This is a genomic window from Lederbergia sp. B243.17, from assembly GCF_057657925.1.
Map to the genome: position 1 here is coordinate 91,380 of NZ_JBWBKF010000058.1, position 22,202 is coordinate 113,581.

Annotated in this window: 19 protein-coding genes and 1 riboswitch; of the genes, 1 reads left to right on the plus strand and 18 read right to left on the minus strand. The window is 46.9% G+C overall.

Features of this window, described 5'->3' with window-relative positions; all coding sequences use genetic code 11:
• Positions 1-95: 95 nt before the first annotated feature.
• The 14 genes from AC0TWI_RS11045 to hpf form a co-directional block, all read right to left on the minus strand.
• Entirely contained in the window at positions 96-1,397 is a 1,302-nt protein-coding gene (locus AC0TWI_RS11045; RefSeq protein ID WP_488126403.1) for an O-acetylhomoserine aminocarboxypropyltransferase/cysteine synthase family protein, read from the minus strand.
• A gap of 101 nt (positions 1,398-1,498) precedes the next feature.
• A riboswitch (SAM riboswitch) is annotated at positions 1,499-1,614 on the minus strand.
• Positions 1,615-1,691: 77 nt separating this feature from the next.
• Positions 1,692-2,294, minus strand: a complete 603-nt coding sequence (locus AC0TWI_RS11050) for a redoxin family protein (protein WP_488126404.1) — start codon at positions 2,292-2,294, stop codon at positions 1,692-1,694.
• A complete protein-coding gene (locus AC0TWI_RS11055) occupies positions 2,291-2,914 on the minus strand; it encodes a hypothetical protein (RefSeq protein WP_488126405.1) in 624 nt (207 codons plus the stop codon). Before AC0TWI_RS11055 ends, AC0TWI_RS11050 begins: the two co-directional genes overlap by 4 nt.
• Before the next feature lie 27 nt (positions 2,915-2,941).
• On the minus strand, positions 2,942-4,396 hold the full coding sequence (cls, locus tag AC0TWI_RS11060; protein WP_488126406.1) for a cardiolipin synthase: 1,455 nt from the start codon (positions 4,394-4,396) through the stop codon (positions 2,942-2,944).
• Positions 4,397-4,566: 170 nt separating this feature from the next.
• Positions 4,567-5,883: a murein hydrolase activator EnvC family protein gene (locus AC0TWI_RS11065; protein ID WP_488126407.1), complete on the minus strand. Its 1,317-nt coding sequence runs from the start codon at positions 5,881-5,883 to the stop codon at positions 4,567-4,569.
• Positions 5,884-5,911: 28 nt separating this feature from the next.
• Positions 5,912-6,796, minus strand: coding sequence for a permease-like cell division protein FtsX (ftsX, locus tag AC0TWI_RS11070; RefSeq protein WP_488126408.1), 885 nt, complete (start codon positions 6,794-6,796; stop codon positions 5,912-5,914).
• The gene (gene ftsE / locus AC0TWI_RS11075; RefSeq protein ID WP_488126409.1) at positions 6,786-7,472 is read right to left on the minus strand and encodes a cell division ATP-binding protein FtsE; all 687 of its coding nucleotides are present in this window, start codon (positions 7,470-7,472) and stop codon (positions 6,786-6,788) included. The genes ftsX and ftsE overlap by 11 nt, the downstream gene beginning before the upstream one ends.
• A gap of 592 nt (positions 7,473-8,064) precedes the next feature.
• Positions 8,065-8,418 (minus strand): cytochrome c551, encoded by a 354-nt coding sequence (gene cccB, locus AC0TWI_RS11080; RefSeq protein ID WP_488126410.1) that lies wholly within the window; start codon positions 8,416-8,418, stop codon positions 8,065-8,067.
• A 211-nt stretch (positions 8,419-8,629) separates the two neighbouring features.
• Positions 8,630-9,728, minus strand: a protein-coding gene (gene prfB, locus AC0TWI_RS11085) for a peptide chain release factor 2 (protein ID WP_488126411.1) whose coding sequence is annotated in 2 segments (ribosomal slippage) — positions 8,630-9,655 and positions 9,657-9,728 — 1,098 coding nt in all. Because the reading frame shifts where the segments join, the coding sequence is not laid out codon by codon here.
• A gap of 16 nt (positions 9,729-9,744) precedes the next feature.
• Positions 9,745-12,258 carry a preprotein translocase subunit SecA gene (gene secA, locus AC0TWI_RS11090; protein ID WP_488126412.1) on the minus strand — a complete coding sequence of 838 codons (2,514 nt, stop codon included), beginning with the start codon at positions 12,256-12,258 and terminating at the stop codon, positions 9,745-9,747.
• 546 nt (positions 12,259-12,804) lie between these two features.
• A complete protein-coding gene (locus tag AC0TWI_RS11095) occupies positions 12,805-13,344 on the minus strand; it encodes a chromate transporter (protein WP_488126413.1) in 540 nt (179 codons plus the stop codon).
• Positions 13,341-13,895 carry a chromate transporter gene (locus AC0TWI_RS11100; protein ID WP_488126414.1) on the minus strand — a complete coding sequence of 185 codons (555 nt, stop codon included), beginning with the start codon at positions 13,893-13,895 and terminating at the stop codon, positions 13,341-13,343. The genes AC0TWI_RS11095 and AC0TWI_RS11100 overlap by 4 nt, the downstream gene beginning before the upstream one ends.
• A gap of 77 nt (positions 13,896-13,972) precedes the next feature.
• Positions 13,973-15,583 (minus strand): gamma-glutamyltransferase, encoded by a 1,611-nt coding sequence (gene ggt / locus AC0TWI_RS11105; RefSeq protein ID WP_488126415.1) that lies wholly within the window; start codon positions 15,581-15,583, stop codon positions 13,973-13,975.
• Positions 15,584-15,733: 150 nt separating this feature from the next.
• The gene (hpf, locus tag AC0TWI_RS11110; RefSeq protein WP_488126416.1) at positions 15,734-16,288 is read right to left on the minus strand and encodes a ribosome hibernation-promoting factor, HPF/YfiA family; all 555 of its coding nucleotides are present in this window, start codon (positions 16,286-16,288) and stop codon (positions 15,734-15,736) included.
• A gap of 503 nt (positions 16,289-16,791) precedes the next feature.
• Between hpf and AC0TWI_RS11115 the strand changes: the two genes are divergently transcribed.
• Complete coding sequence (locus AC0TWI_RS11115) at positions 16,792-18,348, plus strand: multicopper oxidase family protein (protein ID WP_488126417.1); 1,557 nt, start codon at positions 16,792-16,794, stop codon at positions 18,346-18,348.
• A 310-nt stretch (positions 18,349-18,658) separates the two neighbouring features.
• Here AC0TWI_RS11115 and fliT read toward each other — a convergent pair whose 3' ends face one another.
• From fliT to flaG, 4 genes are read right to left on the minus strand one after another with little or no spacing between them, the layout of a single operon-like run.
• Entirely contained in the window at positions 18,659-19,012 is a 354-nt protein-coding gene (gene fliT / locus AC0TWI_RS11120) for a flagellar protein FliT (protein ID WP_488126418.1), read from the minus strand.
• Positions 19,012-19,416: a flagellar export chaperone FliS gene (gene fliS / locus AC0TWI_RS11125; RefSeq protein WP_488126419.1), complete on the minus strand. Its 405-nt coding sequence runs from the start codon at positions 19,414-19,416 to the stop codon at positions 19,012-19,014. The genes fliT and fliS overlap by 1 nt, the downstream gene beginning before the upstream one ends.
• 34 nt (positions 19,417-19,450) lie before the next feature.
• Positions 19,451-21,394, minus strand: coding sequence for a flagellar filament capping protein FliD (gene fliD / locus AC0TWI_RS11130; RefSeq protein ID WP_488126420.1), 1,944 nt, complete (start codon positions 21,392-21,394; stop codon positions 19,451-19,453).
• A 23-nt stretch (positions 21,395-21,417) separates the two neighbouring features.
• Entirely contained in the window at positions 21,418-21,789 is a 372-nt protein-coding gene (flaG, locus tag AC0TWI_RS11135) for a flagellar protein FlaG (RefSeq protein WP_488126421.1), read from the minus strand.
• Positions 21,790-22,202: the final 413 nt, after the last annotated feature.

The window sequence follows — 22,202 nt, forward strand, 5'->3', positions numbered from 1 at the left end:
TATCTCTCATCATATGAAAAAGATCGGGGAGATATTCAAGATTAGAAAACAGGAAGACCCGTGCTGCCTGATCGCAACACGGGTCTTCACTTCTTTTATCGGACGCTTTCTGGAGACTTGACGGCTTTCGCGATTGCCTGTTCCAAGTCCTCTTTAATGTCTTCGATTGCCTCCAATCCGACTGCCAGGCGGATCAATTCTTCCGTAACACCGGTCGATTTCAATTCCTCTCCGCTCAACTGCTGATGCGTCGTAGATGCTGGATGTATAATCAATGATTTAGAATCCCCGACATTCGCAACATGGGACCATAATTTCACGTTGTCGATTACGTTCCGTCCGGCTTCACGGCCGCCCTTTATGCCAAAGTTGACGATTGCGCCTGCCCCATCTTTAAAATATTTTTGGGCAAGTTCACGGGAAGGGTGGTTTTCCAAAGTAGGATACGATACCCACTCTACCGATTCATGGTTTTGCAAAAACTCAGCAATCGCTTTGGCGTTCTCAATATGTCTAGGAATCCGCAGATGCAGAGACTCCAAGCCTTGCAGGAAAATGAAAGCATTATCCGGGCTCAGGCACGGTCCGAAATCCCTCAACAGCTGAACACGCAGCTTCGTTGCAAATGCTGCATCCGGAACATCGATGCCGAAGCGAATGCCGTGATACGTATGGTCAGGCTCCGTGAAGCCCGGGAATTTCTCGTTGTTCCAGTCGAATTTGCCGCTGTCTACGGCAATACCGCCAATCGCCGTACCGTGCCCGCCGATCCATTTCGTCGCAGAATGGACAACTACGTCGGCTCCCCATTCAATCGGCCTGCTCAAATAAGGAGTGGCAAATGTGCTATCGACAATTAGTGGAATCCCATTTTCGTGCGCAATATCGGCGACTTTTTCGATATCTAAAATATGAAGGCTCGGATTGCCGATCACTTCGCCGAAAAGAGCCTTTGTCTTTGGTGTGATTGCCTTTCTGAAGTTCTCAGGGTCTTTCGGATCAACGAATTTCACGTTGATTCCGTATTTCGGCAAGGAGATCGCAAATAAATTATACGTTCCGCCGTAAAGGTCTGTCGCCGCCACAATTTCATCACCAGCATTCGCAATGTTCAGAATGGAGAAAGCAATAGCAGCCATTCCGGAAGACAGGGCGACCGCGGCAGTACCGCCTTCCAGCTCGGCTACGCGTTTTTCAAATACATCGACTGTCGGATTCATGATCCTTGAGTAAATGTTTCCTGATTCTTCGAGACCGAACAGTTTTTGTGCATGCTCCGTGCTGTCAAAAAGATAGGAAGTTGTCCGATAGACCGGCACGGCCCTTGCTTTCGTTTGATCTGGCTCCTGAGCTCCGTGCAATAAAATAGTTTCTGGGCGATATTGTTTTTCTGACATGTTTCATACCTCCAAATATTTTAATTTTTTTATCCATCGAACATCTTAGCACGCAGAAAAGCCCTCTTCCGGATAAGAAGAGGGCTTACAGTCAGTTCCTCCCCTTATCTTCCAGACCGCCATTCGGGTCTGTAGGAATTAGCACCTTTTCAGACGTAATCGTCTGAAGGTTGCCGGGCATCGCAGGGCCTAGTCCCTCCGCCGCTCTTGATAAGAGTATTGCTTCGATATTCATTTGCTTTAGTATATCATCCTATTTTTATAAGTCAATAATATTTTTGTATATTTCAAATATTAATTGATTTCTTTCATGAAGTCTCGAATCATATTTTGATCCATCGGGCCGACATGACGTTTTTGGATGACTCCGTTGCGATCCAGTATGAAGCTTGTTGGAATCGTGTAGACTTGATACGCCTTGCCGTATTTTCCGTCTCTATCAAGAGGGACTGGGAAGGTGAGGCCATACTCTTTAATGAAATTGGCTACCTTTTTTTCAGGATTGGTTCCCCTCTCATCGTTCGTCAAATTCACAGCGAGGATTTCAACGCCATCCTTCTCCGCATGTTTTTTGTAGTACTCTTCCATATACGGCATTTCCGCTTTGCAAGGAGGACACCACGTCGCCCAGAAGTTAAGAATCACCTTTTTCCCTTTCAGTTCCGAAAGTGTAACCGTCTCCCCGGAAAGAGTCTCAAGCGTGAAATCCGGCGGAACATTTCCAGGCGAAAGCCCCTCATCATAGATGGCTTCCCCCTCTTCCGGCTCTGCCTGCTCTAAAAACTCCTGCTGAGCCTGTTCATCCTCCTTTTTTGCCTGCACATCTTTCACCAAATTTACAATTGCAATGCTGACAAGCAGCAAAATCAACGCAGCACCAAAAATCTGCTTTTTCACCCGGCTGCACTTCCTTTCTCCAAAGTAACTGCAAGCACTAAAGCAATTCCGATATAAATTGCGGTTAATGGGCTGAAAAACTCGCCAATAATGGACTGAATCAGGACTTGGACTCCTGTAAAAAGAACGAGATACTGCAATGCCCCTCCTGGCTTTTTTTCGAATGCGGCCAAGCAAAAAAAGACGGCGTTCACCAGTAAAAATACTACGGACAGCAAGATGGCCTGTCCCTCAAAAAGACGAAGAACAAATATAGATACAGCAATCGTAAGAAACCAGGCTGGGACAAGTGAGGCACGTCCGGGTTTTGAAATACGGGCAGCACCCCAAAACACAAAGTAAATTGCCGCGGCAGCAGCACCAAGCAAAACACCTTTAGTACCTCCATTGAAATACAGGATGCCAATCGGATTATGGACTGTCAGCTTAAACGAAAAGAGGATGACGCTCAGCTTCCAAGTGAGAATAAAAGCGAAGACCGCATTTCCATAGACATCAGCCTCCACCTTCTTTTTCCACAAAAGGAGGAAAACATACGCAAAGATGAACCCCGCAAGCGCAGCCGGCCACGATGCAGGAATCGACAGTTTTCCAAGCGAGAACCAAGTCATGACAATCAAAACCTTTCTTCCCGTAAAAGGACCGTATTACAGAATCGGGGACAGCAGCCTGGATACCGACTCTTTGAACCGGATATAAAGAGAGCGATGTAAATACTCTTCCTCTGTCAATTCGCGAGATAGGTCCATATCTTTCCGAAAAATTTCAACAAGTTTCCTGACAAGAATATGATCATACAAAAATGCTGTTACTTCAAAATTAAGACGAAAACTTCTTACATCAATGTTGGCTGTCCCCACGCTCGCAACCTTTCCGTCTGCAATCAGTGACTTTGCATGGATAAAACCATTTTCATAAATATAGACCTTTGCTCCAGTTTTCAATAATTCCCCAACATTCGAATACGTTGCCCAATAGACGAAGGCATGATCCGGCTTATTGGGGATCATCAGCCTGACATCCACTCCGGAAAGAGCGGCGATTTTCAACGCATCTAGAACACTCGCATCGGGAATGAAATAAGGAGTCTGAATGTAAATGTACTTTTTAGCAGAGTTGATCAGTTTCAAGTAACCGTATTTAATCTGCTCCCATTCAGAGTCCGGCCCGCTCGAGACGATTTGGACGTCTGTATCCCCCACCGATTCAACTGCCGGAAAAAGCCGATCGGCGTAATTGATTTTGTTGGAGGATGCCTGGTTCCAATCTAGAATGAAGCGTGTCTGCATCGCATAAACGGCTTTGCCTCTGATCCGGAGATGGGTATCCCGCCAATAGCCGAACTTTTTGTTCAGCCCAAGGTACTCATCCCCGATATTGAATCCGCCAATATAACCAACCTTCCCATCCAGAATCGCCAATTTTCGGTGATTCCGATAATTCACCTGAAGATTCAACATTGGAATGACCGCGGGAAAGAATGCACTGACTTGGCCGCCAGCTTCGAGCAGCGGCTTGAAAAATCGTTTTGGCAGCCTTCTTGATCCCATCGCATCATACAAAAGACGGACTTCCACTCCCTGCTCCGCTTTGCTGGTAAGGGCTGCCACCAATTCATTCCCAAGTTCATCATCGCGGATGATGTAATATACAAGATGTATATGGTCCTCGGCCTTCAAAATGTCTGTTAATAAGGCGCGGAATTTGTCATAGCCATCTGTGTATATGTCAACGTCGTTATCCTGTGTCAATACCGAACGGTCGTTGACGAGGAGCATGTAAATCAGGTCCTTATATTGGACCGTGCGCGTATCGTGGAAGGGGAACTCCCCTTTCTTCAAAAGCTCGATCTGATACTTTGTGATCTCCATGATCCCGATTTTGTTTTTATCCTTCCATTCGAAAATTTTCTTTCTGCTTAAATTCTGTCCGAAAATCAAATAAAGGATAAAGCCGGCAATAGGAATAAAAAACAAAACGAGCAGCCAAGCCCATGTGGCTCCTGCATCGCGCCTTTCCAGGAATACAACGAATCCCGCCAATACAATATTTAATATAAGGACGATACTGATTAAAACTGCCGAGATTGCAGTCACTGACATAGCCTGTACCTCAACCCTTCATCGATTTGGCTTCTTTTCTGGGTTGCACACTCCCTATGGGACAATATGCACCTCCGTTGAAAATCATGCCCTGCTTACACTATCTTACCATATTCAAGAAGTGCAGCCATAAAGAAAAACCGCATCGCGTACGATGCGGTTTGTTCTAGTTAGATTCCGAGATACGGTCTTGGGTCTACTGCGTTTGATTTTGCGCTGTTCCAAGAACCAAGATGCAGTTCAAAGTGCAAGTGCTGACCATACGAATGGCCGGTGTTGCCCATATACCCAAGCAATTGTCCTTTAGAGACGGTCGTGCCGGCTGCTACGCTTCTGCTTCTCATATGTGCATAAACCGTTGTATAGGTCTGGCCATTGAGATGATGGACAACGAACACGACATTTCCGTAGCTTGATGATAAGTACGAGCTGCTGACGACACCGTCTGCTGCTGCAACGATCGGAACAGTTCCGCCCGCGGCGATATCAATTCCGAAGTGATTGCCAAGGCTTCTTCCGCCAAATCCGCTTGATACATATCCGACTGCCGGGCGCATGAATAGGCCAGATGAAGCAGGTGGTGTACCGGCATAATCGGAACCGGAGCTGATCGAGCTGCCGCTGTTGCTTGAAGAGCTCTGCTTTTTCTTCTCAGCTTCTCGGCGTGCTTTTTCTTCGCGTGCCTTTCTTGCTGCTTCATCGGTAATTCTTTTCTGTTCCATTTTAATCGCCTTTTCAACAGCTGCAGATTGCGCCTTCAGCACTTCTGCTTCTTCTTCAAGATCCATTTTCTCATCTTCAAGATGCTTTTTCTGTTCAGCTAATTCTTTTGCGATCGCCTGTTTCTTCTCATTTTGCTTCTTCAGGTCTGCTTTCAGCGTATTCAATTCGCTCAACATTCCATTCAGGCTTGCCAGCTTTTTCTCCACCTCTGCCTGATTGGACTCGAGCTTCTCTTTATCCGCCTTCTGCTCATCCATGATTTGCTTGTCCGCATTGACGAGCGTCGTTACCGCAGACACTCTGTCAACAAAGTCGCCAAAGCTTTCAGCGCCGAGAAGGACGTCAAGATAATTGACAGAACCACCATTCTCTTGAATGTTTCTCGCTCTCTCCTTCAAAAGCTCGTTCCGTTTTTCAATCCGGACACGCAAATCTTCTATCTCTGCTTTCAATCTTTCAATCTCAGCTTTTGTATCTGCAATCTGTTTTTGCTTCTCTGCAATTTTTCCGTCAGTATCGGCGATTTGCAGTTCGATCTTTTTCATTTCTTCTTCAAGCTGTGTCTGCCTGTCGGCTATATCATTAATTTGGCCGCTTTTTTGGCCAATCGAATCATTTACAGTGGAATGTTTATATTGGATATTCGATTTCTGTTTCTGTAACTCACTCAACGTGGCTGCATGTGCATCACCAGCACCTGCAATTACTCCCCAAAACCCCATCGAACCAGCCAGTGCAATTACGAGTAACGAACGACTTTTCAACAAAAAGTTCCCCTTTCTCTCTGCCAGGTCATATTTTCAAAAACTTGCGGACGGACATGAAGCTTCCCCAGCTGCCGATCAAGACCCCTATCAGCAGCATGATAGCACTGACTTCATAAACGAACGGACTATAATCTAGCGGTGTGATAACTTGCCCCGGTATTTTTGAACTTAAAAAATCATGCGCATAGTAGTAAAGTGAGGCGACAAGCCCGATCGGTATGATAGAGCCAAGCAACCCCAGCCAAATTCCTTCAAACAGGAACGGCCAGCGGATAAACCAGTTTGTCGCACCTACCAGCTTCATAATCTCTATTTCACGCCTTCTGGCGAAAATGGTAATCTTGATTGTATTCGAAATAAGAAACATCGCTGTGAACAAGAGTCCAATGATCAGGACAAGCCCGACATTCCTGCTGACTTTCAGCACATTGAACAGACTTTCAACCTTTTTCTCACCGTATAGTGCCGAATTGACAAATTGTAATCCGGTGATTTTTTTCGCAACGGCAGGTGTATCTGTCGGTTTCTTCGTTTTTACGATAAATACGTCATATAGCGGATTTTCCGACTCATAAAGCCGCCAGTCATCACCGAGCTGGTTGATCAGATTGTTGAGTTCCTTTTCTTTTGAAGAAAAATGAACATCTTGGACTTTATCAATCTTCTCAATCTGCTTTTTGAGTGTTTCCTGATTTTCCGGAGTTGCTGTAAGGTCGATGTGGACCCTGATTTCGACATCATTTTCGATGTCGGAAGCAAATTTATTCATATTCATCATAATGACGAAGAACACCCCGACCAGAAGCAAAGTGACGGTAACCGCACTTGCTGAGGCGAACGTCATCCAGCCGTTCCGGCGAAGGCTCTTGAGGCTCTCTCTTAGATGCCGCCGCAACGTTCTAAATTTCATATCCGTAATCCCCCCGCGCTTCATCCCGGACGATCTTTCCGTTTTCAATGGCAACGACCCTGTGCTTGATCGTATTCACGATCTCTTTGTTGTGGGTAGCCATAATGATGGTCGTTCCGTTCATATTAATCTCTTCTAGCAAATTCATAATCTCCCATGATGTTTCAGGATCAAGATTTCCCGTAGGCTCATCCGCGATGACAAGTTTCGGTTTATTGACGATCGACCTTGCAATCGATACCCGCTGCTGTTCCCCGCCGGACAGCTCGGTCGGAAGCATCCGCACTTTATGCTTAAGCCCGACAAGTGCCAGCACTTCCATCACCCGCCGTTTGATTTCTGAAGGATCTTCCTCGATCACTTCCAAAGCAAAGGCGACATTTTCAAATACCGTCAGTGTCGGCAGAAGTTTAAAGTCTTGGAAGACTACGCCGATGTTCCTCCTCAAATAGGGAACATCACGATTTTTCAATTTCGTCAGGTCCATATCGTTTACGATAATCTTGCCTGACGTTGGCCGCTCTTCTCTATACATCAACTTTATGAAAGTGGACTTCCCTGCTCCGCTGGGACCGACCACATACATGAACTCGCCTTGGTTAATGCGAATCGACAAGCCATTTGCGGCTATAATACCGTTTGGATATTTTTTTACGACATCTTGCAATTGAATCATTTTATCACCCTGTCTCTCTATGCCTGTACCATCATCAAGTGGTTCCTATGTAAAAATTCCCATACTCTTGATTAGGTCTCATGGAATTCCGAAACCAGGCAGACACTGCACGATATGGCGAATCTTCGCTGGAATTGCCGTCAATTTCTGGCGAATATTCAACCCAAACTAATTATATCATCAGTTTCTCAGATGTTAAGGGATATTTATATTACATTTTTATTTCAGACCTGAGATAAATCTGGCTTTTTTGCAAATTGCCTGATAGTTACAAAGAACCAAGTCTTTTGAGGTAGGGGGGCCGGTTTCTTGTCAGAGCAACCAGGAGGATGCTATATGACCATCACGAAGACGCTTAGCTTTCTTTGGTCACATAGGAGCTTTCTATTTGACTCTCGGGGGGCGCTCGACTGACGAGGGGCACTTTGACCCCTTCTATGTGCCCCTCGGGAAGCACTCCGCTGGCGAGGGGCACTTTGGCAATACAGGTGACCGACTTGGATTGGATAGTCTTTCACGAGATTGGTGTTGTCAATCACATTGCGCAAATAAAAAACAGCGGGTTGTCCCGCTGTTTTTCTCAGATTCCACGTTATTTTTTTTCAGAAAGCCATGTTGCGACCTTTTCCGCGTCATTTCCTTGGATTAGGTTACCCGGCATTCCTGGACGGCCTTCGTGGATGACTTCTAAAATTTCATCCTTGCTCAGTCTTGAGCCGACATCAGCAAGTTTCGGGCCGTTTCTGCCTTCGAGGTTGTCGCCATGACAAGTGATGCAGTTCTTTTTCACAAGCGCTTCAGCATCTCCGGTAGCAGAAGATGTCTCTCCGCTGCTGGCATTATTATTCCCGCCGTTCTTGTCTGCAGCATCGTCTCCGCCGCCGCATGCAGCAAGACCGAATGCCAGTGTTGCGCCCATCATGATGCCTAATAATTTCTTCTTCAAATCGATTACCCCTTTCCGAAAACTTTCCACTAGTTGATTATACCAATAACAGTGCAGTTTAAAACGTTTGTGTCCGCTCCGTAATCTGCCGTATTTCCGCTTTTCAGCCCCAAAGTGCGGCATGGCATGGGTTTGATAATTGTAGCGGAATTGTGAAACAAAAAAAGGGCAGACGAAACTGGCGTATAGCCGGTTGGTCTGCCCTTAGCTTTTACAGGCGGGAGCGCAAATATGCGTTAATGAAGGTATCGAGATCCCCATCGACGACTGCATGCACATTTCCGATTTCCGCATTGGTTCGATGGTCTTTGACCATCGAATACGGGTGGAAAACATAAGAACGAATCTGGCTTCCCCAGCCGATTTCCTTTTGTTCTCCGCGGATTTCCGCCATTGCTTTTTCCTTTTCTTCGATTTCACGCTGATAGAGCTTCGCTTTCAGCATGTTCATCGCTTTTTCCCTGTTCTTAATCTGCGAGCGCTCGTTTTGGCATGTTACGACAACACCAGTCGGAATATGTGTGATTCGGACTGCCGAATCAGTCGTGTTGACGTGCTGCCCGCCAGCGCCGCTTGAACGGTACGTATCGATTTTCAGGTCTTCTGTACGGACTTCGATTTCGATGTCATCAGTGAATTCAGGGACGACGTCGCAAGAAACGAAGGACGTGTGGCGTCTGCCCGAAGAATCGAATGGTGAAATCCGTACGAGACGGTGAACTCCTTTTTCTGCCTTCAAGTACCCGTACGCATTGTGGCCCTTAATCAGCAGAGTCACACTTTTGATACCAGCTTCATCCCCTGGCAGATAATCGAGCGTCTCCACCTTAAAGCCCTTCTTCTCAGCCCAGCGCGTATACATGCGCAGCAGAATGGAGCCCCAGTCCTGCGACTCAGTGCCGCCAGCACCTGGATGAAGTTCAAGTATTGCATTGTTTTTGTCGTACGGATCGCTTAACAGCAGTTGAAGTTCGAACTCATTCAGCCGATTTATCAGCTCTTTCAGTTCCTCTTCAAGCCCTGCCTCAAGCTCAGGATCGTTTTCTTCCTTAAGCAGTTCATGCGTCAATTCGAGATTTTCCTGCTCCTCGGCAAGCTCTTTGTATTCACCAACAAGGTCTTTCAACGCATTCGCTTCATTGATGACGGTCTGTGCCGACTGCTGGTCATCCCAAAATCCAGGTTCCAGCATTCTTTCATCTAGCTCTGCAATCCGAGTCTCTTTTTCCTCTAAGTCAAAGAGACCCCCTGAAGTCTGCCAATCGCTTGGACGAATTTTCGAGCTCTGATCTAATTTCAAATAGTTCCATCATCTATCTCCTTGTTTTATGCCAGTCTACCGTGGCAGTTTTTGTACTTCTTGCCGCTGCCGCATGGACATGGGGCATTGCGGCCAATCTGTTCTTCTTTACGGATCGGCTTGCGCTTCACTTCGCCGCCGTCCTCTTTTGGATTGACTGCCTGTCCTTTGGCCACTTCCTCGCGTTGAAGATTGTTGCGGATTTCTGCTTTCATCACATATTTTGCCGCATCTTCCTCAATCGCAGCGACCATTGCTTCGAACATTGCATAACCTTCACTCTGGTACTCACGGAGCGGATCAATCTGCCCGTATGCCCGCAGATGGATTCCCTGGCGAAGCTGTTCCATCGCATCGATATGGTCGATCCACTTCGTATCTACTGATCTGAGCAAAATCACCTTTTCAAATTCACGCATCTGCTCAGGTGTAAGAAGCTCTTCTTTTTCCTGATAGCGATTGAGGATTTTGCTGTAAATCAGGTCAATCATTTCTTCCGAATCTTTTTCACTTATATGCCTGACTGTTACATCGCCTTCCGGTAGCAGATTGGCGTTGACATAGTCGACAAGCCCTTGGAGATTCCAATTTTCTTCTTCCTCATGTTTAGGAGTATAGGCATGAACAGCCCTTTCCAGAACCGAGCGGATCATTTTTTGGACAATCTCTTTCAGGTTTTCCGACTCCATTACATCGTTCCGCTGCTGATAGATGATTTCGCGTTGCTGGCGGAGTACATCATCATATTGTAGCAGCTGTTTCCGGGCGTCAAAGTTGTTGCCTTCCACCCGTTTCTGGGCAGACTCCACAGCCTTCGATACCATTTTGCTTTGGATCGGCTGGGAATCATCCATACCGAGCTTCTGCATCATCGATTTCATATTATCTGAGCCAAAGCGGCGCATTAGTTCATCTTCGAGTGACAAGTAAAATTGTGTCACACCCGGGTCTCCCTGACGTCCGGAACGCCCGCGGAGCTGATTGTCAATCCGGCGCGATTCATGGCGCTCAGTGCCGATGACCGCAAGGCCACCACTTTCAGTGACTCCGTCGCCAAGCTTGATGTCTGTACCGCGGCCCGCCATGTTTGTGGCAATCGTCACCGAACCTGGCTGACCGGCCTCTGCAATGATTTCCGCTTCGCGTTCGTGGTTTTTCGCATTCAATACGTTGTGGCGGATGCCTTTTTTCGTTAAAAGCTTGGAAATCAGCTCCGACGTTTCAATCGCAACCGTACCAACTAGAACCGGCTGACCGGCATGGTAGCGCTCGGCGATATCCTCGACAACTGCGCGGAATTTCCCTTCCATTGACGCAAAAATCAAGTCTGGGCGGTCGTCCCTTGCAATCGGCTTGTTCGTTGGAATCGCGATGACCCGCATATTGTAAATGTTCCTGAATTCCTCTTCTTCCGTCTTCGCTGTACCGGTCATCCCGGCAAGCTTTTCGTACATCCGGAAATAGTTCTGAAAGGTAATCGTCGCCATCGTCATCGACTCGTTTTGAATCTCGACGCCTTCCTTCGCTTCAATCGCCTGGTGCAGGCCATCGCTGAACCGGCGTCCTTTCATCAAGCGGCCGGTGAACTGGTCGACAATGACAATTTCCCCTTCTTGAACAACATAATCCACATCAAGGTGCATACTTACATTTGCTTTTAATGCCTGATTGATATGGTGGTTGATCGTCACATTGGAAATATCGAACAAGTTGTCGATTTTGAAAAACTTCTCAGCCTTGTTGATGCCTTCCTCAGTAAGCTGGACGCCTTTCGTCTTTTCGTCATACGTGTAGTCCTCTTCCTTCTTCAGCGTTCTTACGAAGGAGTTAGCAAGGATATAAAGCTGAGTCGATTTTTGTGCTTCTCCCGAAATGATAAGCGGGGTTCTCGCCTCATCAATTAAAATCGAGTCAACCTCGTCAATAACAGCATAATGGAGCGGCCTTTGAACGCGCTGCTCTGTGTAGAGCACCATATTGTCCCGAAGATAATCGAAGCCGAACTCATTATTTGTACCATATGTGATATCGGCGGCATATGCTTCTTTCTTTTCCTCTTTGGACATGCTGTTCAGGTTGAGGCCAACCGTCAGGCCAAGAAACTGGTACAACTCGCCCATCTCGCTCGCGTCACGGCTGGCCAAATATTCGTTCACGGTAACAACGTGAACGCCTTTTCCCGTAATTGCATTTAGATAAACCGGCATGGTCGCTGTCAGCGTTTTACCTTCACCGGTTTTCATTTCAGCGATATTCCCGTCATGGAGCGCTGCGCCCCCCATCAGCTGGACAGGGTACGGATAGAGACCGAGTACACGGCGTGCACCTTCACGAACAACGGCAAAAGCTTCCGGAAGTATCTTGTCCAAAGATTCTCCGTCCTGATAGCGCCTTTTGAATTCCTCCGTTTTTTCGCGCAGGCCCTCGTCGGAAAGAGCTTCCATCTCACTTGCATATTTCTCTATATCATCTGCCTTTTTTTCCAGGCGTTTGATTTCTTTATTATTTGAATCAAAAATTTTATTCAAGAAAGCAACCATGTAGAACTCTCCCTTTATAGTCAAATACGGCATGGCATTCATATCAAAAAGCCTATGAGCCAGGGGCGTGTTGTGGTTCCATTCATAATCAGGTAAAAAAAAGAGTAAAGAGGCGCCGGCCCCAAAACGTGCTGTGACAGCCCCTTTGCAGCCAAAAATGAACACCTTTTACTACTATTATCTTAACACTATCGGCTTTTCATGACAACATGCGCTGCCTTGACTTATAAAAAGGCCGCATTCAGCCTTTTTACCGGCAAAGTAACTGCTGACAGAACCCGTTACGCACGCAGCCGGGGCGATATGAAAATTAAATAAAAATAAATATCCGGTAAATGTTATGCCATTTCGTCAGGATCTTAGCAAACCGAGCATGCCAATAGCGCCGACTGCTATTGCCTCCACGCATTTTCAGTCAAATGCAAATGAATAGCACTCCCTCACCCGTTCCGCAACAACTACTTCATATTTTCACATTTTCTATTAAAACACGGCCCGGACAGGCCAACATAACCATGCCTACCGGACCGCAAAATCTACTGCCCATCACTGCAAAAAAAAGGCTCCGTAAGCAAGTGCTCCGGCAATAACATATGCAGGGTGAACTTTCCACTTCTCAAGAAGAAGAAGACTCGCAGCTCCGATTATGATGGTCTGTACAGGGCCTGCTCCGGCTTTTGGAGAAAATGAAGTTAAGAAAAAGTTCAAAGTCATCACACCAAGCATGACTGCAATTGCAGGCCTGACAAGCTGTGTCATTCTTTTTACCTTGGGTGATTCTTTATGCTTAAGCAAAAGACCGAGCAAAGCAATCATCAAAATGAGCGATGGAGCGACAGTTGCGAACAAAGCGATGATAGAACCGAGCACGCCGCCCTGCTGATAGCCGATGAAGCCGGCCATTTTCGTAGCAATCGGCCCAGGAAGCGCATTTCCGAGCGCGAGCATTTCACTGAATTCATTTACCGTCAGCCAGCCGTAATGGTCAACGACCTCTTTCTCTACAAGCGGGATGGACGATGGCCCTCCGCCATAGCCGAGAATACCGGGAATAAAAAAGGCGAGGAAAATCTGCCAGTAGATCATGAAGCATCACCTCTTTTTTTGCTTCTGCCTGACGCAAGCGCCGCCCCGAGAAGCACGGCGACCAAGATAGCCGGATGAATATTGAGAATTTCCATGGCAATCACGCTGACAACGAGGAGCACTATCGCCCATTTCCAGCCGAGAGATTGCTTAGATTTGACGACGAAGTCCCATGTGAGTACTCCCATCAGCACACCGGCGACAGGCAGCACAGCATGCGACATCCCTGCCACCCACGGTTTATCTTTATGCGAGTGGAGCAAGGTCAAAAATACAATCATCATAACGACCGTCGGCACAGCTGTTGCAAAAAGAGCATTCAGCATCCCGGCAATCCCGCCTACCCGGTAGCCAATATATCCGGCCATTTTTGTATTGATCGGACCCGGAAGTGCGTTCGCCAATGCGAGAACATCAGCAAATTCATCATCATCCATCCATTTGAACGTACCTACCACTTCCCTTTGCACGAGCGGAATCGCGGATGGACCACCGCCAAAACCGAGGATACCCGAGCGGAAGAAAGCGACAAAAATATCTCTTTGTTTCATCTTCTCACTGCCTTTGCTGATCAAAATTTACTTTTTCCCAATACGGAAGGGCTCCAAAAATTCAGGAGCCCCCTTTTTTACCAGACGGCGATTGCTCCGTCTGTCCTTGATTCCGTGCCTCCCATCAGCACACCTGTTTCCGGATTTCGCCAGATGATCTGGCCGCGTCCGAAGCTTCCAGTATCGACCTCCATTTGCACTTGATGGCCTTTTCTGGCCAGCGCTTGTGCAAGGTGGTTCGGGAAGTTCGGCTCAAGCACGACCTTCTTCCCGTTCATCCACTGCCAGCGCGGCGCATCAAGCGCAGCTTGTGGATTTAACCCGAAATCCACCGTGTTGGAGATGACTTGGAAATGTCCTTGCGGCTGCATATATCCGCCCATGACACCGAAAGGACCAATCGCTTCCCCATCCTTTGTCAAAAATCCAGGGATGATCGTATGATATGTACGCTTGCCGGGCTTCAAATAATTTGGATGGGAAGGATCGAGCGAGAAATCACATCCGCGGTTTTGCAGGGCGATTCCTGTTCCCGGAACGACAATCCCCGAGCCGAATCCCATGTAATTGCTTTGAATGAACGAAATCATATTCCCGTCGCCATCCGCAGCCGCCAAATAGACTGTACCGCCTTTTGGCAATTCGACTGGTGCAGGTTCGTTGGCGCGATCCGTAATGGCTTGTCTCCGCTCATCCGCATACTCTTTCGACAGCCAGTCTTCCGTTTTTCTCGGCATATCGGCAGGCTCTGTCACATATGCTTTTCCGTCTGTAAAAGCTAGTTTCATCGCTTCAATCTGCAAATGATAGGTATCCGCGTTCTCTTTCTCTTTAAAATCGAAGCCTTCTGCAATTTTCAATGCCATCAAGGCAACAATCCCCTGGCCGTTCGGCGGGATTTCCCATACGTCATATCCGCGATAATTCACGGAGATCGGGTCAACCCATTCTGCCTTATAATCAGCGAGATCTTCCTTAGATAGAAAACCGCCATGCTTCTGCACATAATCAGCAGTACGTTCCGCCAATTCTCCGCGGTAAAAGCTCTCGCCATCCGTGTCTGCGATTTCCCTTAATGTCGCCGCATGGCCTGGTGATCTCCACATATCTCCGATTTCCGGCGGACGTCCGCCTGGGGCGAAGGTTTCAAACCAAGGGCCAAATTCCTCGGCAGTTAATGTTTCACTGAATTTTTCATAAGCACTCTTCCAAAACTTGCCCAATATCGGGGTAATCGGATATCCTTCCTCCGCATAGCGGATTGCCGGTGCCAAGACGACCGATAAAGGCAGCTTTCCGAATTTGCGCGATAACTCAGCCCATGCCGACGGCACCCCCGGTACTGTAATCGGGAGCACACCATGCTTCGGCACGCTGTCATGGCCAAGCTCTTTGATTGCTTCTGCTGAAATCGATTTCGGCGAAGGGCCACTTGCATTCAGCCCATGCAGCTTCCCGTTTGTCCAAACAAGCGCAAAGGCGTCTCCTCCGATTCCATTCGAAGTCGGCTCGACCACCGTCAGGGCCGCCGCCGTTGCAATTGCCGCATCAATCGCATTGCCGCCTTTTTTCAACATTTCCAAGCCTGCCTCAGAGGCGAGCGGCTGGGAGGTAGCCACCATGCCATTACGGGCAAACACCGTGCTTCGCTGGCCAGTATAGGGCTGGTATAAATGATCCATCTTCATTTCTTCCGCACTCCTCTGCTAATCTATTATTTTCTCACATGTGAAAATTATAGGATAATTTGAGTAGCGCTACAAGGAAAGAAGGCCAAACACAAGGAAAAACCCGCCCATCTCAAGGAGGGATAGCGGGTCTGTCCATTCAGATCAATTTTATTGGTTTGTCTCAATTAAGCCATATTTTCCATCTTTCCGGCGATAAACAATGTGGGTGCCGTCCGTTTCAGCGTCTGTATAGACGAAGAAACTATGGCCAAGCATATTCATTTGCAATACAGCTTCCTCGCTGTCCATCGGTTTCAGATCGAACTGCTTCGTGCGGACAATCTGCAGCTCATCCTCATCCACTGTTTCCGCAGCACCATTTGTGCTCGTATTGAAAAATTCCTCTGCTGTTCCCTTTTCCCGGAATTTGCGGTTTACCTTCGTTTTGTGCTTTCGGATCTGGCGTTCCAACTTGTCTACGATCAGATCGATTGCAGCATACATATCACTATTGACTTCCTCAGCCCTTAGCACAAGCTGCGGAAGAGGGATCGTTATTTCAACTTTTGCCTTTTTATCAGGATTCACTTTCAGATTCACATGCACATTCGCATCTGGAATCTCATTGAAGTACCTCTCTAGCTTGCCAACCTTTTTCTCCACATGATCGCGGATTGCTTCCGTAACCTCGATGTTTTCCCCGCGGATTTGATAGTTTAGCATAACAACTCCTCCTTTAATAAAGGCTATGTATATATAATTCTATATACCACCCGAAACTCCTCCCTAACCCAGAAAAAAATATGTCGAATTATAGAAAAGCGAAGGACGCCGTTTAGCGACGTACGGATTGGAGGGATTCTGACGAGATAAAGGAAACACGGTGACGAAGGAGCCGATGTTGACTTATCGTAGGAAGAATCCTGAAATCCGCTAGGCGCTGGCGCACGCAGCTGGACATTAGATTAGTGGAGGGCGCTTGCTCAGGGGCGACAAGCATAAGGGAAGACAAAAAATGCGCTTTCCAACCTTTCTCTGTCTTTGACTATGACCTCGGGCCACTATCGCCCAAAATTAAAAGCGAAAGGTCCAAGACTCTAGCCCAGATCCGCCAGTATGAAGAAAAAGACTAACACCCCTGGAGATCGTCCTCCGCTCATGCCGCCACCATTGCATTTATCCCACATAGACTAGGAGGGACAATAACCAGAGGAGGAAGTGTGCACATGGCGATTAAAACCAGCAGCGGAAGGCGAACCGTCGACCCTTCTAAGCCTGAAACCATTCCTAAGTTTGCTGACGCTTTGCCAATTCCAGCAGCAGCAAGGCGCAAGTACAGCTCCCAGGGAGAAGCAATCTATGAGATTGAGATGCGCCCTGCTGCTCACCAATTTCATCGGGATTTTCCCGCCTCTCATGTTTGGGCATATAACGGAAGATGCCCGGGGCCGACGATTGAAGCAGGCCGCAATGAAACGATCTATGTAAAATGGAAGAATCAACTTCCTGACAAACATTTTTTACCGGTAGACAAGACCTTGCATGGCTCGGAATTTCCAGAAGGAAGGACGGTTGTTCACGTCCACGGCGCCAATGTCCCCGCCGATAGTGACGGACATCCAGATGCCTGGTTTACAAAAGATTTTGCGGAAACCGGGCCGATGTTTTCGAGGAAAGTGTATAGATACACCAACCGTCAGCCCGGCGCGACGCTTTGGTACCATGACCATGCCATCGGACTTACCCGCTTAAATGTATATGCCGGCCTTGCAGGTTTTTACCTGATCAGAGATCCGATTGAGAAATCGTTAAATCTCCCGCGTGGCTTGTATGAGATCCCCCTCATGATCCAAGACCGTTCATTTAATCCCGATGGATCTCTATTCTACCCTGCGAACAGCAACCCGCCCAATGAGGTCAACCCATCCGTCGTCCCTGCTTTCAATGGTAATACAATTGCTGTTAACGGCAAGCTATGGCCATTTTTAAAAGTGGAGCCGAGGAAATACCGATTCCGGATTGTAAATGCTTCGAATACGAACGGGTATGAACTGCGTCTTGGCGATGACCGGGTATTTCACTTAATTGGCACAGACGGCGGACTGCTTGAGGAAAGTGTGGAACTCAACTCAATTCCTTTGGACCCGGCAGAGCGGGTAGATATCGTGGTTGATTTTTCAAAAATGAAGGGTAGAAAGATCATTCTCCGGAACGCCGCCGAAGAGGGGGATATGGGGGTAATCATGCGATTCGATGTGACGCTGCCGCTTAGAAAAAAGGATACGAGTGATGTACCGATGAAACTTCAGCCGCATGAACCGTTGCTTGAAGAAAGCTCTGAAAAAACAAGATTGCTGACACTCGGAGCAATAACAGATGAATTTAACCGCCCGCTCCTCTTGCTCGATAATAGGATGTGGCATGATCCGGTTACGGAAACCCCGCGGCTGAACAGTATCGAAACGTGGAGGTTCATCAATTTGACGGCCTTTGCCCATCCGATCCATGTCCATTTGGTGCAGTTCAAAATTTTACACAGACAGCCGTTTGATCTTGACCACTTTCTAGAAACCGGAGCGATTGTATATACTGGCCCTCCTGTCCTGCCAGGATTACACGAACGTGGTTGGAAAGACACTGTTCACGCCGATGACGGAATGGTGACGAGTGTCATCATGCAATTCAAGGACTATCCGGGAGATTATGTGTGGCATTGTCACATTCTCGAGCATGAGGACTATGACATGATGCGGCCGATGAAGGTGATTGATGAGGGAGAGTAGTGGTCATTGTTATCGGAAGGAAAAGGCTCGTGGTTGTTTTTTTATCTAACAGATCTTAATACGGAAAGAAGGTATAAAAGCGATCCTCTCGTATCTACTAGTCTCTTTTATACGGTTGAATGCTGTTTTTGATTTCTTCACGTGCCTATAGACCTGATTAATACCGGAAGAATGCCGTTTTTGATTTTTTCACGTGCCTATAGACGGGATTGATACTGGAAGAATTCTGTTTTCAATTCCTTCACATCTCTATGACGCTTCCCCTCTGTATCACTGCCCAAAATAAAAAAACATGCCAGCGCATGTTTTTTTATTTCCGTTTATCATAAAACACTCCGTCCAATTGCTGTGTGGCTGAGTATGGGTTCGAATAGCGGTTGGCAGAAACCCTCTTCTGCTCGAGTCCGTTGATATCGATTTGAATCTGCTTTTGAACACTCTTCAGCGCAGCGGTCAATTGACCGTCCAAAGCGGAAAGCGTCTTTCCAAGTGCCATCTCCTCATCGGAAAACGGCCCCTTGATGCTATGAAGTGAGTGACCACGCTCTTCAAGCAGTCTTTCAATCTTCTCGATCACTTCGTCCCGGTTGCTCTCTTCCGCCCTTTCTGCCAATTCTATCAATTGTTTAGTCTGGCCGATGCATTCCTGAATCGGGCCAACCATTATATTCCGCCGCCTCCGCCCGCATGCTGAAGCTGGCGGTTCATTTGGATTGCCTGTTTCCACGTATCACGGAACTCTGTAATCAATTCTTCCACTTCTGTCAAAATCGCAACATCGTTTTTGATATTCGCTTCAATCAGCCGGCGGTTCGCATAGTCATACAAGGCCATCATGTTTTTGGATACGGCATAGTCCATATTGAGAGTAACCATAAATTCAGAGATAATGTTCTGCGCTTTTTGGATATTGTTATTTTTCGCTTCAATGTCCTTTGCCTCTATGCCAGCTTTCGCCTGATGAATGAACTTCAGGCAGCCGTTGTAAAGCATGAGCGTCAGTTCACCCGGGGATGCAGTTGTCACAGAATTTGTCTTATATGCTTGATAGGGATTGCCTATTGCCATTGCTTTTCACTCCTTAAGAAATTGCTTACACTTATTAGCCCATGCTGAATTGCTGCATCAAATATGACGACTGCTGGTTGGCTTGCTGGATTGCTTTCTCCATTGCGGTGAATTGGCGCCAGTAGCGGTTTTCTACTACCTTCATTTTGTCCTCAAAACGGTCGATCCCTTTGTCAACATCCAGAAGGGCACGCCCGATGGCAAATTGCTGGTTGGTTGAACTCGCACGGCCTGCTTTGTCCCACAGCTTGTTCAAGTTGTTAAGTGAGGTATCATACAGCTTGTGAACGATCCCTCTTTCGCTTCCCTCTCCAGCTCCGCGAAATATATTTTCTACTGCATCCGGATCCTTTTCCAAGGCCTCTTTCAGCTTCGCTTCATTAATTTCCAGCTTGCCGCCTTCCAAGTAATTCTTTGAGGTTGTAATGCCGATGCTGGCGAGCGTCTTGTACAAGCCACCTGTTTCTACTGTACTTCCCATGTCGAGTCGCAAGGCCGATAGAACGCCGGATAAAACCGAGTCGCCTTTAAGATTGCCGCTTCTCGCCATTTCTTCCCACTTTTCGATCTGCTTGTCCGACAGCTCTTCCCGCTCGTCGTCCGTCAACGGCTTATAGTCCCGGTATTTCGGCTCATTCAACTTCTTCGCAATGTCGGCAATCAATTCATTGTATTGGTCAACGAATTCCTTGATGTTATCGTAGACCTTGCTGCTGTCATTGCCGACGGAAACGGTGATTGGCGAACTAGTCTCCTGCTTCAAAGTGATGGTGACACCGTTCATATCAAAGGTGTTGGATGTGCGTTCAGTTGGTAGGCCATTGATAGTAAATACCGCGTTAGATCCTTCTTTTACTGCGTTAGGGTCAAACTTGAGGAGTTTTGTCATCAAATCCCCGCCGACGGTAATGTCCTTCCCTAAATCACTGAATTTACCAGTCTCTTTCCTCGTCAACGTAGTCTGTCCCGAAAAAGAATCATAGAACATTGTTACTCCAGCACCGGAGTCATTCACCTTGCGGATAACGGTATTCAGCGTATCGTTTTCGGTAAAGAAGATTTGTTCGGAAACTGTGCCCTTTGAAGTATTGGTAGAAATATTGAAACTGGAATAGCTTTGCGTATATTCTACTTTGATCTCAGTGTCGGCTTCAATTTTTGGATCAAAGTTGATTTGGCCGGTTTTTAAGTTTATGGAGCCTATTTCAGTCCCCTCTTTGTACAGTTTCCCATCTGCAATTGTTAGCTCCGTAGCCTCACTTCCAGAACCTAGCGTTATAGTAGCTGAGTTTAATGAACCTGCCCCAATGTTAAAGGAAGTAGCCTCTTCTTTCAGTGTCGAAGTCACTGTTTTATTATTCATCGCATAATCAACCTTGACAGTGGCGCCTAGGGCTAATGGAGAATTAAACGTAATGAGGCCATTTCCGTCAATAGTGTAGTCCTTGCTCTCGACGGTTTTCCCATTCACCTTAATTGACACGGTTGCTGCATCTTTCATATTTTCCAGTTGTACCGTGCTCGTACTTTCTTTAATTTGAATAGATGTACTAGTCGGAACTCCTGTCTTCCAGACCTTTACTGCTGGATCTTCAGGGTCAGGCATGATTTCTCCCAAACTCTTCGTCGGGTCAATCCCTTTGTTCTCTCCGCTAATCATAGTCGCGGCAGTCGCCAGTGAATCAACCCTCGATATTGTATACGATGCCTGGCTCGCTCCGTTCGCTACAGTAGCAGAGGCAGCTGCTTCGTTTGAGGAAGTGACAGAGCGGGCGCGGTAGTTGCTTGTCAGTTTCAGGTTGGAAAGTTTGTCACGGAAGCTTGCCAGTTTTGTGTTTAGAGAGCGGTAATCATCACGCTGCCATTCGAGAACCTGCTTTTTCTGTTTTAGCTTATCAAGCGGCATTCTTTCGGCTCTCATCAGGTCTTTGACCATTTGTTCAATGTCCATGCCGCTCGCGAGTCCTGCTAATCTCATGAAACGATCATCCTTTCCATTGCTTAAATCTTCTTGTCGACCATCAATCCCAGAAATTCTGTCATCGCTGCGAACATATCGAGCATCTTTTTCGGTGGAATTTCCCGGACAACTTCTTTTGTATTTTCATCGACGATGGTGACATAGTATTCGTGGAGCTTATCGTGAAATTCAAATTTCAAATGTGTATTTGGTGACGCTTTTAAAAAGTCATTCATGCCGGATACAACTTTTTCTAACTCTTCTTTTGTAATAGGCTGTTGCGGGATTGGCTGATCGGCTACTGCCTGTACAACCTGCTGTCCATCTTTCAGAACAGGCTCTTTCGCTGCCTCTGCTGACATACTTTTTACTGTTGGTATAGCTGAAAAATCTCCCCCGATTTGTCCTGCCATCCTCTTTCTCCCCTTTGTTCAGTATGTACCTCTATCCGTATTATCGGCTTCTGTCTGGGGTTGTTTAACCAATTATCGCTTTTTCAGAGATTTTCATCATTTTCCAGTAGAAAGAGTTTACTTCCCGGAGCATCGGGTAGAAAATAAGTAGCTCCATTAAGACACTTTTCATCAAAGGAGTGGTTCAAAATGAAGTACGAAGTTGATGATCAAAAAGTGGCAACTGGAGCGGAGACCCCCTAAATAGGGTCTAAAAAAGGGAGACTGCCCTGATAAAGTGGTACCTGTAGGTAGGACACTCGAAAAAAAGAGTGTTCAACCTGCAGGTGCTTTTTATATACTTGAAATTAAGAATATGGGATTAGGGGATAACATGAGCAAAGTAACTTTTTCGTCCGAACAGGTAAGTGCAC

What these genes read in the sequence shown, in the direction of transcription:
- AC0TWI_RS11045 (WP_488126403.1), bottom strand. Translation starts at nt 1,397, where the DNA reads ATGTCAGAAAAACAATATCGCCCAGAAACTATTTTATTGCACGGAGCT.
- cls (WP_488126406.1), bottom strand. Translation starts at nt 4,396, where the DNA reads ATGTCAGTGACTGCAATCTCGGCAGTTTTAATCAGTATCGTCCTTATA.
- ftsX (WP_488126408.1), bottom strand. Translation starts at nt 6,796, where the DNA reads ATGAAATTTAGAACGTTGCGGCGGCATCTAAGAGAGAGCCTCAAGAGC.
- ftsE (WP_488126409.1), bottom strand. Translation starts at nt 7,472, where the DNA reads ATGATTCAATTGCAAGATGTCGTAAAAAAATATCCAAACGGTATTATA.
- secA (WP_488126412.1), bottom strand. Translation starts at nt 12,258, where the DNA reads ATGGTTGCTTTCTTGAATAAAATTTTTGATTCAAATAATAAAGAAATC.
- AC0TWI_RS11095 (WP_488126413.1), bottom strand. Translation starts at nt 13,344, where the DNA reads ATGATCTACTGGCAGATTTTCCTCGCCTTTTTTATTCCCGGTATTCTC.
- AC0TWI_RS11100 (WP_488126414.1), bottom strand. Translation starts at nt 13,895, where the DNA reads ATGAAACAAAGAGATATTTTTGTCGCTTTCTTCCGCTCGGGTATCCTC.
- ggt (WP_488126415.1), bottom strand. Translation starts at nt 15,583, where the DNA reads ATGAAGATGGATCATTTATACCAGCCCTATACTGGCCAGCGAAGCACG.
- hpf (WP_488126416.1), bottom strand. Translation starts at nt 16,288, where the DNA reads ATGCTAAACTATCAAATCCGCGGGGAAAACATCGAGGTTACGGAAGCA.
- AC0TWI_RS11115 (WP_488126417.1), top strand. Translation starts at nt 16,792, where the DNA reads ATGGCGATTAAAACCAGCAGCGGAAGGCGAACCGTCGACCCTTCTAAG.
- fliT (WP_488126418.1), bottom strand. Translation starts at nt 19,012, where the DNA reads ATGGTTGGCCCGATTCAGGAATGCATCGGCCAGACTAAACAATTGATA.
- fliS (WP_488126419.1), bottom strand. Translation starts at nt 19,416, where the DNA reads ATGGCAATAGGCAATCCCTATCAAGCATATAAGACAAATTCTGTGACA.
- fliD (WP_488126420.1), bottom strand. Translation starts at nt 21,394, where the DNA reads ATGAGATTAGCAGGACTCGCGAGCGGCATGGACATTGAACAAATGGTC.
- flaG (WP_488126421.1), bottom strand. Translation starts at nt 21,789, where the DNA reads ATGGCAGGACAAATCGGGGGAGATTTTTCAGCTATACCAACAGTAAAA.